The sequence below is a fragment of the Candidatus Competibacter denitrificans Run_A_D11 genome (assembly GCF_001051235.1).
GTDB classification, from domain to species: Bacteria; Pseudomonadota; Gammaproteobacteria; order Competibacterales; family Competibacteraceae; genus Competibacter_A; species Competibacter_A denitrificans.
This window is the reverse complement of sequence record NZ_CBTJ020000025.1, coordinates 78,704-95,700: the sequence shown is the minus strand read 5'-3', so window position 1 is coordinate 95,700 and position 16,997 is coordinate 78,704. Positions and strand designations below refer to the sequence as shown.

Here is a 16,997-nt window from a genome sequence, read left to right as displayed (position 1 = left end):
GTGGCGCCGCCGCCGGTGCGGCGGGAGCCGGTGCGGGAGCCGGTGCGGGAGCCGGTGCCGGGGCTGCGGGAGCGGGAGCTTCCTTAACCGCGAGTTGCTCCCGCCACTCTTGCAAGTAGCCTTTGTGCCAAAGGAAAGCTATCGCTCCCAACAGCACCAATAAGAACAGATAAAACTTCCACGGCTTCTTCTTTTCCGCAAAGGGATCGGTAAAGGAACGCTGGGCGCCGGGTGGCAATGCCGCAACTTGCGTCAGCGCCGTACCAAAGGGCAAATTTACAATAGCGCGCGTATTGACCGCCCAGCCGTTACCGTCGAGCAAAGGTGCCAGATTACGCTTGCGCAACTTGAGATAGGCAATAACCACCGAAGGACCAGAGATCAGCAGGATCAAACCGACGATAGCAAGCGGCATTTGCCACGCTTTCAAGCCCATAAAACCAGTGACCACCGAAGCGATGGCCGTACCGATAGCACCGACCGCCAGGCCGATGGCAGCGAAAATACCGGCAAATTTGCCGACATCGAAAGGCACCGCTGGCGCTTTACCCGCCTCCGTTTTTTGCGCCGCGTCGGCCACGCTCGTGGCTGCTTTATCCATCGCCGCCTTATCACGAGCAGCAGCCATCTTCTCGATCTGCTCGCCGATCATCTTGCCGATGCGTTTATAGGGATACCAAAACGCCTGCCGAACGCTGATCGGATGCTCGATAATCTTGATAATACTTGCATCCCAGTCATTACCGCGCCGGTCGAAAAACACCCCATTACGGCCAACCATCAGATTATCAGCGTCACCGTTGGTCACAGCGGCGGCGATGGTCATTTTTTCCTCACCACCGCGCCGCCGACACTCGCAATACGCCAGATAGATGCCGCTTAGATTGGCCAGCTCGGCGTGCTTGGCCATGTCGTCGATCCGCAGACACAGATCACAGCTCCGGCCATCAATAAACAGGGTGCCGGCCTGAAAAATGGCCTTATACCCAGGTGTATAAAAATCGCGGAAAGAAATAAAGTTGTTCAGTAAGCGAAACAGGTCGCGGTGGTAGCGAACCAAACGATCCACCGCTGTGATCGTGTTGATTTCCGCCGCCAGGACTTTATATTTCTCCACTAACCCGGCGAGGCTTTCCTGATAGCCCCCTTGCAATATTTCATCGACTCGACTCAGGCCCAAAGCTTCGACCGAAGTCCCTGTTTTGCTGCCCATCCACGCCTTGTGCGCGGCAAATTTGGCGCAGAGCGCATCCCATTCGTCGGCAGTCAGGCTGGTCTTATCCTGCGTGCCGAGCGGTGCAACCTTGGTGCGAAATTCCGCCATCGCATCCGCCCACGCCGGATTGATGCCGCCTTCCAGAGACAACGCTTTGCCACTTTCGATCCTAGCCAGCGGCAACGCGGTAAGAGCCTCGGACGTTGCGGAAAGATTCTGCCCCGCCAAGGCTTCATATTCGGTCAGGGCCGGATTGAGCGGTACGGTAGCCCGCACGTCGAAAGCGGCCAGCCGACAACGGGTGAAATAGTCGTCGATCTTATCTTTGACCGCTTCGAATGCGCCCATCGCCATTTCGGTCTTTTCGCCAAATGGCAAGAGATTCGCGGGATCGCGGTCACGCTGATGCCACCAATCGGAATAGGCTTGCGCCTCGCCGAAAAACTGCTTGATTTGCTCCTCGGATAAGGTGGGGGTCTCGCTGTTGGCCGCATCCGGATTGACACTGGTGATAATGTCTTTGATCACCGCCCTGGTCGCCGGGTCTTCTGCAACATCGGCGGTCAACAGACCATCGGAATCGATATGGGCATTGGCGAATACACTGGCGGTATCGGCGGTATCCTCAACGGTGATGGTATCTGCGTCGGTCTTGCCGAGATGATGCAAAACCTGCTTGGCAGAAATCAGCACCTGCAACCCTTCCGGCGTGCTGTCATCGATAGCCGCTAACGGTAATGCCTCCGCCCCCTTGAGGATATCCTCAGGGTTTTTAAGAACCGATGCCGTCCATTCCACCGCCCCGATGATCTCCGGCACGCGGATGCGGCCATCTCCATCATGATCGATTAAGCGTAATGTTCTATCGTCAAACTCCAGACCGCTGGTCGGGCAACTCAGCGTTGCCCAAAGCTTGGGATCGAGTTGATTCAAGGCTTTAACGTCTGCGCCGGTCTCAAGACGGACTTGATCGAAGCCGCCCGAACGAAAGAACCGCCACTTGTGAAGACCGGCAGAGACCGTTTGTTGACTTTCCGTCATCAGAACCACCTTAAACACTGTTAAAATTTTTACGAGATTTCCGCTGTAGAGGCTGCTATCCTCACGCGCTGTTCGGGGAGCGTTCAGGCCTGACGATGCGCACTCACTATAAAGTCGCATTTACTGAACACTTCATGAACAACGAAAATGATACAGCAGAGTGACCTTTGAGCTAACAAATTTAATTTGTTCCCAATCAACCTGGAGAAGGTATATGCCGCTAACCAACCGTCTTGCCGCCGAATTTATCGGCACGCTTTGGCTCGTGCTCGGAGGCTGCGGCAGCGCTGTGCTAGCCGCTGTATTTGTGGCCAATGTAGGCCCCAACAACTTTAACATCGGCATCGCCCTGGTCGGCGTGTCGTTGGCTTTCGGCTTGACCGTGCTGACCATGGCCTATGCCATCGGGCACATTTCCGGCTGCCACCTCAACCCGGCGGTATCCGTCGGGTTATGGGCAGGCGGTCGTTTCCCGACCTCCGACCTGGTGCCTTATATCATCGCGCAAGTGTTGGGCGGCATCGCCGGCGCGGCCATCCTCTACATGATCGCTACCGGCAAGCCGGGCTTCGATCTGGTGGCCAGCGGCTTCGCGGCCAACGGCTTCGACGATCACTCACCCGGCAAATACGGCATGAACGCCGCGCTGATCTGCGAAATCGTGATGACTTTCATGTTCCTGATCATCATCCTCGGCTCGACCCACAAGAATGCGCCGGGCGGCTTCGCCCCCATCGCCATCGGCCTGGGCCTGACCCTGATTCACTTGATCAGCATTCCAGTGACCAACACCTCGGTCAATCCCGCCCGTAGTACCAGTCAGGCGATCTTTGTCGGCGGCTGGGCCTTGCAACAGTTGTGGCTGTTCTGGGTCGCCCCCATTGTCGGCGCGGCGCTGGCCGGCTTTGTCTATCGCTGGATGGCACCCAACGACGATTGAGCGTTGCTCAGCAGCAAAAAGGCGCGCTCCGGTGCGCCTTTTTTAGTTCCGCTGCGGTGGAAATTCAGCCAAGCGGACGGTTCCGCGTGAAACCGCCCGCCTTCCTACTGCGTCAACGTACCTTGCCCGCCTTCCAGGCCGATAGCAGCGTGTCGTAAGCGATGGTTTCACCCTTGGGCTTTTCGTTCTCCAGCTTCTTCCACGGCGCGCCGGTGTCGCTCAACCACTTAGCCGGATCACCCTTGGGATTGAGCTTGGGCGCGCAGCGCGCCATGCCTGCCCGCTCCAGTCGCGCCATCACTTGATCCATCTCGTCGGCCAGATTGTCCATCGCCGCTTGCGGGGTCTTCTCGCCAGTTACCGCCTGCGCCACGTTCTTCCACCACAGTTGCGCCAGTTTCGGATAGTCGGGGACGTTGGTGCCGGTCGGCGTCCAGGCGACGCGGGCCGGGCTGCGGTAGAACTCCACTAGACCGCCGAGCTTGGGCGCGAGATCGGTCATGGCTTGGGACTGAATGTCCGATTCGCGGATCGGGGTCAGGCCGACCAAAGTCTTTTTCAGCGAGGCGGTCTTCGAGGTCACGAACTGGGCGTAAAGCCAGGCCGCCGCTGTCCGATTGGGGTCTTGATCCTTGAAGAAGGTCCACGAGCCGACATCCTGATAGCCGTTCTGCATTCCGTCCTTCCAGTAAGGGCCGTTCGGGCCGGGGGCCATCCGCCATTTCGGGGTGCCGTCGGTGTTGACCACCGGCAAGCCCGCCTTAGTCATATCGGCGGTAAAGGCGGTGTACCAGAAGATCTGCTGAGCAATCTGGCCTTGCGCCGGTACTGGCCCTGCTTCGCCGAAGGTCATGCCGGTGGCTTCCTTCGGCGCGTATTTCTTCATCCAATCCACGTACTTGGTGAGCGCATAGACGGCAGCCGGTGAATTGGCCGCGCCGCCGCGCGTGACGGAAGCGCCGACCGGGGCGCAACGATCTTCAGCGACGCGAATACCCCACTCGTCCACCGGAAACCCGTTGGGGATGCCCTTGTCGGCGGTGCCCGCCATCGACAGCCAGGCGTCGGTGAAGCGCCAGCCCAGCGACGGGTCTTTCTTGCCGTAATCCATGTGGCCGTAGACTTTCTTGCCGTCGAGTTCCTTCACGTCGTCGGTGAAGAATTGGGCGATGTCCTCATAGGCCGACCAGTTGAGCGGCACGCCCAAGTCATAGCCGTATTTGGCCTTGAACTTGTCCTGCAAATCCTTGCGGGCGAACCAGTCGGCGCGGAACCAGTACAGATTGGCGAACTGCTGATCGGGCAACTGATAGAGCTTGCCGTCCGGCGCAGTGGTAAAGCTGGTGCCGATGAAGTCCTTGATATCCAGGCCCGGATTGGTGTAATCCTTGCCCTCGCCCGCCATGTAATCGCTCAGATTCATGATTTTGCCGTAGCGATAGTGGGTGCCGATTAGGTCGGAATCGGAAATCCAGCCGTCGTAGATCGACTTGCCCGACTGCATTGAGGTTTGCAGTTTCTCGACCACGTCGCCTTCCTGGATCAGATCGTGTTTGACCGTGATGCCGGTGATCTCGGAAAAGGCTTTGGCCAGCGTCTTGCTCTCGTACTCGTGGGTGGTGATGGTTTCCGACACCACCGCGATTTCTTTCACGCCCTTGGCTTGCAGCTTTTTGGCCGCTTCGATGAACCATTGCATCTCGGCCAACTGCTGCTCCTTGCTCAGCGTGGACGGCTGGAATTCGCCGTCAATCCACTTTTTCGCTTCGGCTTCGCCCGCTTGAACCGGCCCGGCCAGCACGCACGCGACGGCCAGAGCCAATGCGGTATGACGTAGTTTCATCGCTCTTCTCCTCGTTATCCGCTTCCCCACGGGGTGATGCGGGTCGCCACGGCCCTGGGGAAGCGCCAGGCCGGATTCCCGAAACGTTCAGCCGCGCCGCAGGATCAACGCCAGCACGGCCATCGAAACCGCAAAGCTGATCCAGATGCTCGGCTCCTGTTCGAGCGACAGCCATTCCGCCAGCTTGCCCGCTAGCCCGACGAAACCGAGGTTGATGTAAGCCGCCGTCAGCAGGCCGATGAACAGGCGGTCGCCGCGGGTGGTCGCGATGGGTAAAAACCCCTTGCGCAACACGGTCGGCGATTTGATTTCCCACACGGTCATGCCGACCAGCATCAAGGCGATGCAGCAGAAAAACACCGCGACCGGCGTGGTCCACACCATCCAGGCGAACATCACACCCGCCCCATCGCGAAGCCTTTGGCGATGTAGTGGCGCACGAACCAGATCACCACCGCGCCCGGCAAAATGGTCAGCGTGCCCGCCGCCGCCAGCACCGCCCAATCCATGCCGGAGGCGGACACGGTGCGAGTCATCACCGAGACGATGGGTTTGGCGTCCACGCTGGTCAACGTCCGCGCCAGCAGCAGTTCCACCCAACTGAACATGAAGCAGAAGAAGGCGGCGACGCCGACCCCGGATTTGATCAGCGGCAGGAAGATGGTGAAAAAGAAGCGCGGGAAGGAATAGCCGTCGATGTAGGCGGTTTCGTCGATCTCGCGCGGGATGCCCGACATGAAGCCTTCCAGAATCCACACCGCCAGCGGCACGTTGAACACCAGATGGGCCAGCGCCACCGCAATGTGGGTATCCATCAACCCCAAGGTGGTGTAAAGCTGGAAAAACGGCAGCAGGAACACCGCTGGCGGGGTCATCCGGTTGGTCAACAGCCAGAAAAAAACGTGTTTGTCGCCGATGAAGGAGTAGCGCGAGAAGGCATAAGCCGCCGGCAGCGCCACCGCAATCGAAATCACCATGTTGATGGCGACATAGATCAAACTATTGATATAGCCCGAATACCACGACGCATCGGTGAAGATGGTGGCGTAATTGGCCAAGGTGAACTGTTGCGGCAGCAGGGTGAAGCTGGCCAAAATCTCCTGGTTGGTCTTGAAGCTCATGTTGACCATCCAGTAAATCGGCAGCAGCGCGAAGAGGAGATAGCCGAGCAAAAACAGTGTCCGCCAGCGGAAGCGCGCTTCATTCATGGCCCGCGCCCTCCCGATCCGCCGTGCCGACCCGCTGCATCCAGTTGTAGAGGATGAAACACAGCAGCAGGATGATGAGGAAATAAATCAGCGAGAAGGCGGCGGCTGGCCCCAGATCGAACTGGCCGACCGCCTTTTGCGTGAGATATTGCGACAGGAATGTCGTCGCGTTGCCCGGCCCGCCGCCGGTCAGCACGAACGGTTCGGTGTAGATCATGAAGCTGTCCATAAACCGCAGCAGCACCGCAATCATCAGCACCCCGCGCAGCTTGGGCAGTTGGATGTAGCGGAACACGGCGAAGCGTCTGGCCCCGTCGATGCGGGCGGCCTGATAGTAGGCGTCGGGAATGCTGCGCAGCCCCGCATAGCACAGCAGCGCCACCAGCGGCGTCCAGTGCCAGACATCCATCGCCAGCACCGTGATCCAGGCGTGGGTGGCGTCGCCGGTGTAGCTGTAATCGACGCCGAGCCAAGCCAGCGCCGCCCCCAGCAGGCCGATGTCGGCGCGGCCGTAAATCTGCCAGATGGTGCCGACCACGTTCCACGGAATCAGCAGCGACAGCGCCACCAGCACCAGCACCAGCGACGCCTGCCAGCCGCGAGCGGGCATCGACAGCGCCAGCGCGATACCGAGCGGGATTTCCACCGCCAGCACCGCCAGCGAAAAGCTCAACTGCCGCCACAGCGCCGAATGCAATTCCTCGTCGCGCATCACCGCCGCGAACCATTCGGTGCCGACGAACACCCGGCGGTCGGGCGAGATAATGTCCTGCACCGAATAATTCACCACCGTCATCAGCGGCAACACCGCCGAAAAGGCGACGCAGATGAACACCGGCAACACCAGCCACCACGCTTTTTGATTGATCGGCTTCATCCGCTCGCTCCCCCTGCCGCCGACTCCGATCCGGTGGCGATCAACTGTTGGTCGCGGTCGTAGCAACAGGTGTGTGGCCCCAGCACCTCCAGCCAAACCTTAGCGCCGACCTGGGGCGCGGCGCTGGCCGGACTGAGCCGCACTCGCAACAGCGTCTCACCAACGCGGGCGGTGAGCAGCCAATAGGTGCCGATATCCTGAACCTGGGTCACTTCGGCCATGAGCGCGCCCTCCGCGCTGGCGTCCGCCAAGCGCACGTATTCCGGTCGCACGCCGAGCGTGAATTCACCGGCCGCCCGCAAGACCTCGCCCAACGCCGGCGCGACCCGCAGAGTGTGGCCGGCCGTTTCAACCACCCCATCCCACCAGCGCGCCGGCAGGAAATTCATGCCCGGCGAGCCGATGAAGTGACCGACGAACATGTGGTGAGGCCGCTCGAACAGCTCGGCGGCCGTGCCGATCTGCACCGCCCGGCCGCGCGTCATCACCACCACCTGTTCGGCGAAAGTCAGCGCCTCGACCTGATCGTGGGTGACGTAGATCAGCGTCAATTTCAGCTCGTGGTGGATCTGCTTGAGCTTGCGGCGCAGTTGCCATTTCAAATGCGGGTCGATCACCGTCAGCGGCTCGTCGAACAGCACCGCACTGACATCCTCGCGCACCAGCCCGCGCCCCAGTGAAATCTTCTGCTTGGCGTCGGCGGCCAGATGGGCGGCGCGTTGATTCAATTGGCCGCTCAGTTCCAGCATCTCGGCAATCCGGCCGACGCGGGTTTTGATCCGCTCCGGCGGCACGCCGCGATTGCGCAGCGGAAACGCCAGATTGTCGGCCACCGTCATGGTGTCGTAGACCACCGGAAACTGGAACACCTGGGCGATGTTGCGCTGCTGCGGGCTGCGCGCGGTCACGTCCGCGCCATCGAAGCGCACCGCGCCGTGCGAGGGCCGCACCAGGCCGGAAATAATATTGAGCAGAGTCGTCTTCCCACAGCCGGACGGCCCCAGCAGCGCATAGGCGCCACCGTCGGCAAAGCTCATCTGTAGCGGCAACAGCGCGTAATCGCTGTCCTGCTTCGGATCGGACAGATAGGAATGGGCGAGATCGAGATCAATGCGGGCCACGTCAGCGCGCTCCTGGAAAGGCGGGCGCGATCAACAGCGCGCCACGCGCGTCAAAGACGTAGAGCTGCGCCGGATCGAGATACAAACTGATCGCCGCGCCCAACTCGAAATAATGGACGCCGGTCAGTTGCGCGACCAGCGGGCCGACCGCCGCCGCGACATGGACGAAGGTATCGGAGCCGGAAATCTCGGCCAATTCTACCCGACCCGTCAGCGCCACATCGCCGGGTTGCGCCTGCACCCGCAACGCGCCCGCGCGGATGCCGACCGTCACGCTGCGCTCGGTTACATCAGCCAAGGTCTTGGCGGCGGCCAACGGTACGGCCAGTGGCACCTCGGCGGCTAACTGGATACCGGATGACACCACGCTGCCGGCCAGCAGATTGATCGGCGGATCGCTGAAGGCGCGGGCGACCCGCAGCGACTGCGGCCGGTGAAATACCTCGGCGGTCGGGCCGTATTGCAGCAGTTCGCCCGCATCCAGCACCGCCGTGTAACCGCCCAGCAATAAGGCTTCCGTCGGTTCGGTGGTGGCATAGACCACCGTCGAATCGCCGCTGGCAAACAGCGCCGACAGTTCCTCGCGCAATTCCTCACGCAGTTTGTAATCGAGATTGACCAGCGGCTCATCCAGCAGCATCAACGGCGCTTCTTTGGCCAGAGCACGGGCCAGTGCTACCCGCTGTTGTTGGCCGCCCGACAATTCGGCGGGTAACCGGTCTAGGAAGGGATCAATATGCAGTTTGGCGGCCAGTTCTCGCACCCGCTGGTCGATGGTGGCGCGGTCGAGACCGCCGCGCAGCTTGAGCGGCGAGGCGATGTTATCGGCCACCCGCAGCGACGGATAATTGATGAATTGCTGATAAACCATCGCCACGTTACGCTCGCGCACCGGTCGGCCGGTCACGTTATCGCCATCCACCAAAACCCGGCCTTGACTGGGCACGTCCAGCCCCGCCATCAAGCGCATCAGCGTGGTTTTACCGGCCTGGGTCGCGCCCAGCAATACGGTGACTGCGTGCGGTTGCAGGGCAAAATCCAGCGGATACAGGTGCATGGCCGCACCAACGCGCTTGGTGACGCCTTCCAAAGTCAATTGCATGGTGCGGCGTTTCGGGCTTCGTTCATGGGTTGATCGGGCTGCTCCATCATCAGCGGTTCCTGAAAATATTCATCGAATTTTTCCTTGGCATGATCACCAAACAGCATCTCGCAGGCGTCCATCAAGCCGGGCGCGTGCCGAATGTTCTCAGGCCGCACCACCAGCGCAATTTTGGAGCGCCGCCGCAAAAAATCTTCCAGCTTGACGATCATTTCCTGACGCTGGGCCAAGCCGATTTCACAGCGGCGATATTCGGTGCCTTGGATCAGCACCTCGGCCTGGCGAGGGTCTTCGCGGATGTCTTCCAACAGCCGGAACGCTTTATCGCCGTAGCGCCGCCACAAGCGGCTGGTGAGGCTCTCCATCGCTCCGGGAAAAGTGTAGCTGTCCAAATTCATCAATTGCGCTTGATGCAGGTATTCTTCTCGCACCGAGCGGTGCGGTTCGCCATACCATTTATAGCGGCGGTGCGATAGCGCGATCCCCAAGCTTTCCACGATGTCGGCGACTTCATTACCGACATTGACGCAATCGGTCAGCTTGCCGCCGAAGATGCTGAGGTGCGACTGCGCCCGGTTTACGTCGATTTCATGTTTGCGCGATAGCTGCATCCAATCGCGGGTTTGTCCCTCTGCCGTGGCCCGCACCACCAACGGCCGCACCCCACAGCGTTCGGCGATGATGTCGGCGCGCGTCAAGGGCTGCGGCAAACGCAGCCGTTTGTTGATGTTGTCCAGCACGAACTGGCGGTCTTCTTCGGTCACTTCGGTAAATGGGCTTTCGACGCGGGTGTCAGTGGTACCGATGCAGGTGCGCGCGCCCATTGGGATGGCAAAAAATAAGCGGCCATCATCAGCGAAGAAGGCCAGAATCCGCGCGCTGGGGGTGATTCTCGGCACAATTAAATGGATGCCTTTGGAAAACAGATGGTGATGCTCGGTCTGCTCGCCGCTGCGTTGATTGAATTCATCGACAAACGGCCCGGCGGCGTTGATCAGCACCTTGGCGCGGACATCAAAAGCGCGGCCGCTATCGAGATCGCGGACGCGGCTCATCCAAAGGCCATCCTCGCGCCGGGCGCCGAGCGCATCGACGTAATTGGCGGCGATGCAGCCCCGATCCATCGCCGAGCGCACGAATTGGAAGACGAAGCGTGAATCGTTATCGCACAGATAGGCGTCGGAATACTCGAACCCGCCTGCGGCATTACCGAGATCGATAACCGTTTCTTCACGGGCAATAGTCCGTTTGCCCAACAAACGCGGAATCCGGGTGAAGCCGTTACCGAACAGCCAATAAACCCAAGTCCCCGCCCACAGAAATAACGACGACCAGCGAAAACCCTGGTCGATGGTGGCGAGAAAGCGGATTTCCTTGACGCGGGACGGATAACTGTCGATCAGATGGTTGCGGCTCATACACAGCTTTCTGACCAAACCGTAATCGCCACTTTCCAGATATTTGATCCCGCCCCAGGCCAAGTTGGACGATTGCTGGCTGGTGAACCCGGCGAAATCGCGCTGGTCGATCAACGCCACCCGTGCGCCTTTGCCCGCCAGCGCCGCTGCGGACACCGCGCCGTTGATACCGCCGCCGACGATCAGCACATCGTAAACGCCCTGCTCCAGCTTGCGGACGTTGTTTTCGCGCAGGGTCATTGGTCTGTGCTTGCCAGACCCTGGTTCAGTCATCATCCAGCGCCCAGCCTTTGGCGCGCTCTACCGCCTGGTGCCAGCGCCGGAACAGCCGCTCGCGTTCCGCTTCAGCAAGTTGCGGCGTATAGCGCTGAGCCAATTGCCATTTCTGGGCCAGTTCGGCCCGGCTTTCCCAGAATCCGACCGCCAGACCGGCCAGATAAGCCGCCCCCAGCGCGGTGGTATCGACGATGCGCGGCACGTCCACCGGCACGCCGAGAATGTCGGCCTGAAACTGCATCAACAGGCTGTTGACCGCCGCACCGCCGTCGCAACGCAGCTCTTGCAAGGTGATGCCGGAATCGCGCTGCATCGCTTCGATCACGTCGCGCGTTTGATAGGCGATGCTCTCCAGCACGGCGCGGGCGATATGCCCTTGCGTGCTGCCACGGGTGAGACCAATCAACAGACCGCGCGCGTAAGGATCCCAATGCGGCGCACCCAGCCCAACCAGCGCCGGCACGAAATAGACGCCTTCGTTGTGCGGAACAGAGCGGGCGAGTTCCTCGATTTCCGCCGCCGAGCCGATCAGCTTCAAACCGTCCCGCAGCCATTGCACCGCCGCGCCGGTAATAAAGATGGCTCCTTCCAGCGCGTATTCAACCGGTTCATCGCCGATCCCCCAGGCGATGGTGGTCAACAGCTTTTCCTTGCTGAACACCAGCTTGGTTCCAGTATTCATCAGCAAGAACGAGCCGGTGCCGTAGGTATTTTTGGCCAGGCCCGGACTGTGGCAGGCCTGGCCGAACAAAGCCGCCTGCTGGTCACCGGCGATGCCCGCCACCGGAATCCGCCGCGTCCCGAAAAACACCTCCGGGTCGGTTTCGCCGTACACGCAAGCGGACGGTTTGACATCCGGCAGGATGGCTTTTGGAATCTCCAGCCGGTCGAGAATCTCCTCGTCCCAGCGCAGGTCCTGAATGTTGTAAAGCAAGGTGCGCGAGGCGTTGGAGTAGTCGGTGACGTGCGCTTTGCCGCCGGTCAGCCGCCACACCAGCCAGCAATCAATGGTGCCGAAAGCGATCTCGCCGCGTCCGGCGCGCTCGCGCAACCCGGCCACGTTATCCAGCAGCCACTTGACCTTGGTGCCGGAAAAATAGGGGTCAATCACCAGGCCGGTCTTGCGGCGCACCGTTTCTTCCAGCCCTTGTTCCTTCAATTCATCGCAAAAGCGGGCGGTGCGGCGGTCTTGCCAGACGATGGCGTTGGCGACGGGTTGGCTGGTGGCCCGATCCCACAGCACCACCGTTTCCCGCTGGTTGGTGATGCCGATAGCGCACAGTTCGCTGGCGCGGATATTGGCCGCCCGCAACGCCTCGGCGATCACCTTCACGGTGACCAGCCAGATTTCCTCGGCGTCGTGCTCCACCCAGCCCGGCTTGGGGTAATGCTGGGTAAATTCCGAATAAGCCCGACCCCTGATCTGGCCGTCATGATCGAAAATCAGTACGGTGGAACCGGTCGTACCCTGGTCGATGGCCAGCACATAACCCGCGCTCATTGGCTCGCCTCTTTTGGTGATCGCCCTTCAGATTTCTTCAAAAGAAACTTTATAAACAGTATAGCGAGCTTAAATGAGCATTAAAGCGCAAATAACGAAAAAAATTTTTTAATTCGAACAAAAATGAAAATCATGCCAACCTACGATCAGGCCACGAACACCTGGACTTCCGCCTGCGCCAATAACTCGCTCATCGCCGCTGGCGGCGGCTGATCGGTAAACAGCATGTCAACCTCCGAGAGAGAACCGAGCCTGACCATTGCGTTGCGGCCGAATTTGCTGTGATCGGTGACCAGCAACACCTGGCGAGAATTGGCGATGATGGCTTGCGATACCCGCACTTCGCGGTAATCGAAATCGAGTAAGGTGCCATCCAGATCGATGCCGGAAATGCCGATAATGCCAAAATCGACCTTGAACTGTTTGATGAAATCGATGGTCGCTTCGCCGATCACACCGCGATCCCGCCGCCGCACCACGCCACCGGCGACAATGACTTCAAAACTGGGATTGTCGGACAGCAACAAGGCGACATTGAGGTTGTTGGTGATCACCCGCATGTCGGCGTGATCCACCAGTGCCTTGGCGACCTCCTCAGTGGTGGTGCCGAGATTGATGAGCAGTGAGGACTGATCGGGAATATGTTGGGCCACCAGCCGACCGATGCGGCGCTTTTCCTCGTGATGCAACACCTGTCGGGTCGGATAGGCGATGTTCTCCACACTGGACGGCAAGCCCGCGCCACCGTGGAAGCGGCGCAATAACCCCGATTCGCACAGAATGTTGATGTCACGGCGGATGGTTTGCGGGGTAACATCAAATTGGCTGGCTAGTTCCTCAATAGCGACTGAGCCGGTTTGTCGTACCCGTTGCAGAATGTCCTGCTGTCGGTGGTTCAGATTCATGCGCTTGGTCCTTATTCAGGCTGACCAACAGCCCTTCGCTTTATCAACACCGCGCGGAAACGAATAAGCAACCGAGTAAAAGATTCAACAATACTGCGGCGCGCTTTGTACAATCATAGCCAATCACCTTCCACTCTCTACCCTCATTATCCCGATGACTCAGCCCCTGCCCTCTCACCCCGCCGTTTTGTTGATCGGTCACGGCACCCGGCTCGCCGCCGGTGTAGCCGAATTTCACAACTTGGCGGCGCAGTTGCAGCAAGCCTTGCCTGACCGCACCTGTCTGGCCGGCTTTCTGGAACTGGTCGAACCCAGCGTGCCGGACGCTCTGGAACAGTTACGTCAACAAGGTTTCCGCCATATCACGGCATTACCGGCCCTGCTGATGGCCGCCGGCCATGTCAAAAATGATCTACCGGTATTGCTCAGGGCTTTTCAGGACGAGCACCCGGAAATGCACGTCAGTTTCGGTGCAGATTTAGGCGTTCATCCCAACCTGCTGCAAGTCGCGCGAGAGCGGATTGAAAGCATCGAAAGCAACTTCGGCGCGGATTACCAGCGTAAGGACACGCTGTTGTTGGTGATCGGGCGCGGCAGTTCCGACCCCGACGCCAATTCCAACATCAGCAAAATCACCCGCATCCTGTGGGAAGGCATGGGCTTCGGCTGGGCGGAAACCGCCTATACCGCTGTGGCCGCGCCGCTGATGGCGGATGCGCTGGAACAAATCCACCGCCTGGGCTTCAAACGTGTGATCGTCTTTCCGTATTTGTTGTTCACTGGTCGCCTGGTCGAGCAGGTGCGTGCCACCGTGGCCGATTATCAAAATCGTCACCCTGACGTGCAGGCGGTCGTTGCGCCCTATTTGAATGCCCATCCGCTGGTAGTCGCCACCTTTCTGGAGCGGTTGCATGAGGCTGAAAAAGGCCAAGCCCACATGAATTGTCTGTTCTGCTCGTACCGTGCATCTGTCGTCGGCCGCGAAGACTGGCAAGGTGCGCCGCAAACCGGCCATGATCACGATCATCACCACGATCACCACCACGATCATCACCACGATCATCAGCATGGCCTTTGAGAACCTGCCCCACAGCTCGTTGGTGCCAGGATATTAATTTTGCGTTGTTTTGGATTGTTCGAAATAATCCTTGATCTAGCGTTGGCACCTAGCGCTTTCGAGTAATATTTGGTTTTTTAATACGGCTTAGGATCTGCACGATGAATCAGTCTCCCATCACCCGCGCGCTGTTCGATGACGTCATGACGCCCAACTATGCTCCGGCGGCGATAGTGCCGGTGTGTGGCGAAGGCTCGCGCCTGTGGGATCAGGAAGGCCGAGACTACATCGACTTTGCTGGCGGTATCGCCGTCACCGTGCTGGGGCACGCCCATCCAAAGTTGGTCGCGGCACTGACTGAACAGGGGCAGAAGCTCTGGCATGTCAGCAACGTGCTGGTCAACGAACCGGCCTTGAAGCTGGCCCGTCGGCTCTGTGAATTGACCTTTGCCGAACGGGTGTTTTTCGCCAACTCCGGGGCGGAAGCCAACGAAGCCGCGCTCAAGCTGGCCCGCAAATACGCCACCGATCACGGCGGGCCGGACAAGCGCGAGATCATCGCGTTCACGCCCTCATTCCACGGCCGCACCCTGTTCACGGTCACGGTCGGTGGTCAGGCCAAATACACCGAGGGCTTCGAGCCGCTGCCGCCGGGCATTACCCATGTTCCATTCAACGATCTGCCAGCCCTCGCTGCCGTCATCTCCGACCGCACCTGTGCGGTGATCGTGGAGCCGGTGCTAGGTGAAAGCGGCGTGGTCAGCGCTACCCAGGAATTTCTGGAAGGCGTGCGCGCCTTGTGCGATCAACACCGGGCGTTGTTGATTTTTGACGAAGTGCAAACTGGCAACGGCCGCACCGGTCATCTTTACGCCTACATGGGCTATGGGGTGACGCCGGATATTCTCACCACCGCTAAGGGCCTCGGCGGCGGCTTTCCGATCAGTGCGATGTTGACTACCTCCACTATCGCCGCCAGCCTGACCGTCGGTAGTCACGGCACCACCTATGGGGGCAATCCGCTGGCCTGCGCGGTCGCCGGTGCAGCGCTGGAATTGCTGGCCGATCCCGCGCTGCTGGCCGGGGTGCGCCACAAGCACGAGAGATTCCTCGCTGGCCTGCACCGCATCAACCAGCGCTTCAAGGTATTCCGGGAGCTGCGCGGCAAAGGCTTGTTGTTGGGCTGCGAGCTGACCGAAGCCTGGCATGGCCGCAGCCGCGACTTCATCAAGGCCGCGCTGGAAGAAGGTCTGCTGGTGCTGGTGGCCGGGCCAGATGTCGTCCGCTTAGCGCCTTCTCTGATCATTCCCGACGAACTGATCGAAGCAGGATTGCAGCGCTTCGAGCAGGCTATTGCCCGGCTGGTGTCGGAAACGGCCCCGGTCAACCAGGAGGTGGTGGATGCGCGATAAAGCGGAACCGGTACAGATCGAATGCCCAAGGTGCCGATACACCTCCATCATTTACATCCCCATTGAGGAGATGCCGCACTGCCCTAAGTGCGGCACGCCAATGATTATCCGGGAATTGCTGGATGAGGGGAAATCGACCTGAGGTGAGATGGCTTGATTTTCCATCTAAAATAAATATTACACTATGCTTACAGTTCTTCAGCCGATCTTGGCCGGCCAAGGCTTGGTTTGACTGATTTTTCCATTTTAACTACCGCCAAAGAGAGTATTTGCGCATGAAAAACCGTCTCGTCGCGCTGGCCGCGCTCGTCGTGCTCGGCTTGGGCACCGCCCCTGTTTGGGCGGGTAAGCTGGAGCAAATCAAAAAAGACGGATTACGGGTTTGTCTGGAGCCGGCGTACATGCCGTTCGAGATGACTGATAAGCGTGGTGCCATCATCGGTTTCGATCCTGATTTAGCAGCCTTAATGGCCAAGGAGCTGAGTGCGGCTAAATTAGAGCTGGTTAGCACGGCCTGGGATGGCATTATCCCGGCGCTGCTCACCAACAAGTGCGACATCATCATGAGCGGGATGACCATCACCGACGAACGCAAGGAGAAAGTGGATTTCTCGGACCCTTACATGCTGATCGGTCAGACCGTTCTTCTGCGCAAGGATTTGGCCGGCAAAGTCAAATCCTATAAAGACCTCAACAACCCCGACTACAAGATCGCTTCCAAGCTAGGCACGACTGGGGAAATCGCGGCTAAGAAGCATATCGCCAAGGCGAAATATTTCTCCTACGAAACCGAGGCCGAAGGCGTGATGGAAGTCGTTAACGGCAAGGTCGATGCCTTCATTTACGATGCCCCCTATAATCTGGTGGCCAACGTCCAACGCGGTGAAGGCAAACTGGTGTTTCTCGATCAACCGTTCACCGACGAACCCATCGGCTGGGCTATCGCCAAGGGCGACCCAGAATTTCTTAAAGCGCTCAATAATTTTCTCGTTAAGACCAAGAAAGACGGCGCCCACGAAAAACTGCACAAGAAGTGGTTCAAGAACACCGATTGGCTGAAAGACGTGCAATAAGTCGTGC

The 16,997-nt window shown here is 59.4% G+C and carries 15 protein-coding genes; 5 read left to right on the top strand and 10 right to left on the bottom strand.

Annotated elements, in window-relative coordinates:
* Positions 1 to 2,257, bottom strand: a 2,257-nt coding sequence (locus BN873_RS04785) for a hypothetical protein (RefSeq protein WP_048671184.1), incomplete at its 3' end; no start/stop codon positions are given.
* 214 nt (positions 2,258 to 2,471) lie between these two features.
* On the opposite strand from BN873_RS04785, the gene aqpZ reads away from it, so the two are divergent.
* Positions 2,472 to 3,197 carry an aquaporin Z gene (gene aqpZ, locus BN873_RS04780; protein WP_048671157.1) on the top strand — a complete coding sequence of 242 codons (726 nt, stop codon included), beginning with the start codon at positions 2,472 to 2,474 and terminating at the stop codon, positions 3,195 to 3,197.
* A gap of 112 nt (positions 3,198 to 3,309) precedes the next feature.
* Here aqpZ and BN873_RS04775 read toward each other — a convergent pair whose 3' ends face one another.
* From BN873_RS04775 to BN873_RS04735, 9 genes are all read right to left on the bottom strand, one after another.
* Complete coding sequence (locus BN873_RS04775) at positions 3,310 to 5,040, bottom strand: ABC transporter substrate-binding protein (protein ID WP_048671156.1); 1,731 nt, start codon at positions 5,038 to 5,040, stop codon at positions 3,310 to 3,312.
* An 87-nt stretch (positions 5,041 to 5,127) separates the two neighbouring features.
* A complete protein-coding gene (locus BN873_RS04770; RefSeq protein WP_048671154.1) occupies positions 5,128 to 5,436 on the bottom strand; it encodes a DUF2160 domain-containing protein in 309 nt (102 codons plus the stop codon).
* Positions 5,436 to 6,248, bottom strand: a complete 813-nt coding sequence (locus BN873_RS04765; RefSeq protein ID WP_048671151.1) for a carbohydrate ABC transporter permease — start codon at positions 6,246 to 6,248, stop codon at positions 5,436 to 5,438. Before BN873_RS04765 ends, BN873_RS04770 begins: the two co-directional genes overlap by 1 nt.
* A complete protein-coding gene (locus tag BN873_RS04760) occupies positions 6,241 to 7,125 on the bottom strand; it encodes a carbohydrate ABC transporter permease (protein ID WP_048671150.1) in 885 nt (294 codons plus the stop codon). The genes BN873_RS04765 and BN873_RS04760 overlap by 8 nt, the downstream gene beginning before the upstream one ends.
* Positions 7,122 to 8,246 carry an ABC transporter ATP-binding protein gene (locus BN873_RS04755; RefSeq protein WP_048671148.1) on the bottom strand — a complete coding sequence of 375 codons (1,125 nt, stop codon included), beginning with the start codon at positions 8,244 to 8,246 and terminating at the stop codon, positions 7,122 to 7,124. Before BN873_RS04755 ends, BN873_RS04760 begins: the two co-directional genes overlap by 4 nt.
* 1 nt (position 8,247) lies before the next feature.
* Positions 8,248 to 9,348, bottom strand: coding sequence for an ABC transporter ATP-binding protein (locus BN873_RS04750; protein WP_048671146.1), 1,101 nt, complete (start codon positions 9,346 to 9,348; stop codon positions 8,248 to 8,250).
* Positions 9,339 to 11,006 carry a glycerol-3-phosphate dehydrogenase/oxidase gene (locus BN873_RS04745; RefSeq protein WP_048671144.1) on the bottom strand — a complete coding sequence of 556 codons (1,668 nt, stop codon included), beginning with the start codon at positions 11,004 to 11,006 and terminating at the stop codon, positions 9,339 to 9,341. Before BN873_RS04745 ends, BN873_RS04750 begins: the two co-directional genes overlap by 10 nt.
* A 25-nt stretch (positions 11,007 to 11,031) precedes the next feature.
* Positions 11,032 to 12,543, bottom strand: coding sequence for a glycerol kinase GlpK (gene glpK / locus BN873_RS04740; protein ID WP_048671142.1), 1,512 nt, complete (start codon positions 12,541 to 12,543; stop codon positions 11,032 to 11,034).
* 146 nt (positions 12,544 to 12,689) lie between these two features.
* A complete protein-coding gene (locus tag BN873_RS04735; protein ID WP_048671140.1) occupies positions 12,690 to 13,448 on the bottom strand; it encodes a DeoR/GlpR family transcriptional regulator in 759 nt (252 codons plus the stop codon).
* Positions 13,449 to 13,602: 154 nt separating this feature from the next.
* On the opposite strand from BN873_RS04735, the gene BN873_RS04730 reads away from it, so the two are divergent.
* From BN873_RS04730 to BN873_RS04720, 4 genes are all read left to right on the top strand, one after another.
* Positions 13,603 to 14,526: a sirohydrochlorin chelatase gene (locus tag BN873_RS04730; RefSeq protein WP_048671138.1), complete on the top strand. Its 924-nt coding sequence runs from the start codon at positions 13,603 to 13,605 to the stop codon at positions 14,524 to 14,526.
* A gap of 140 nt (positions 14,527 to 14,666) precedes the next feature.
* Positions 14,667 to 15,917 (top strand): aspartate aminotransferase family protein, encoded by a 1,251-nt coding sequence (locus BN873_RS04725; RefSeq protein WP_048671136.1) that lies wholly within the window; start codon positions 14,667 to 14,669, stop codon positions 15,915 to 15,917.
* Positions 15,907 to 16,059 (top strand): hypothetical protein, encoded by a 153-nt coding sequence (locus tag BN873_RS20310; RefSeq protein ID WP_171820415.1) that lies wholly within the window; start codon positions 15,907 to 15,909, stop codon positions 16,057 to 16,059. Before BN873_RS04725 ends, BN873_RS20310 begins: the two co-directional genes overlap by 11 nt.
* 133 nt (positions 16,060 to 16,192) lie before the next feature.
* A complete protein-coding gene (locus tag BN873_RS04720; RefSeq protein ID WP_053085240.1) occupies positions 16,193 to 16,990 on the top strand; it encodes a transporter substrate-binding domain-containing protein in 798 nt (265 codons plus the stop codon).
* Positions 16,991 to 16,997 lie beyond the last annotated feature (7 nt).